Genomic DNA, 470 nt, shown 5'->3' on the forward strand with positions numbered 1-470 from the left:
CGGAGGGTCCGAATGAACATCCACAAGAATGCCCGTCTCACGCCGCTGCGTCGAGAGGAGATGGCGCTGGCGGTGATAGAAGGGGCTTTTTCCCAAAGCCCATGCGGCTCGCACGTATGGCGTGTCGGCCAAGATCGTGGCGCGCTGGGCCGAGCGCTACAAGGCCGAGGGCCAGGCGGGCATGGCTGACCGCTCGTCGCGGCCCAAACGTCATGCCGGGTATGACCGAGCACGCCGTGGCCGAGCGCATCGTCGCCTTGCGCCGCCAGCGGCTGACCGGCAAGCACATCGCCATGGAGGTTGGCGTCTCGCCCGCCACCGTCAGCCGGGTTCTCAAGCGTGCCGGACTGTCGCGGCTGAGCGACATCGAGCCGGCCGAACCGATCCGGCGCGACGAGCGTGAGCATCCCGGCGAGATGATCCATATCGACATCAAGAAGCTTGGCCGCTTCAACCAAGTCGGCCATCGC

The 470-nt window shown here is 66.6% G+C and carries 1 pseudogene; it reads left to right on the plus strand.

The window, feature by feature from the left end:
• Positions 1 to 12: 12 nt before the first annotated feature.
• A pseudogene (locus EN935_RS39990) lies at positions 13 to 470 on the plus strand (leucine zipper domain-containing protein); the annotation flags it as partial.

Source organism: Mesorhizobium sp. M7D.F.Ca.US.004.03.1.1, assembly GCF_003998635.1.
Lineage (GTDB): Bacteria > Pseudomonadota > Alphaproteobacteria > Rhizobiales > Rhizobiaceae > Mesorhizobium > Mesorhizobium loti.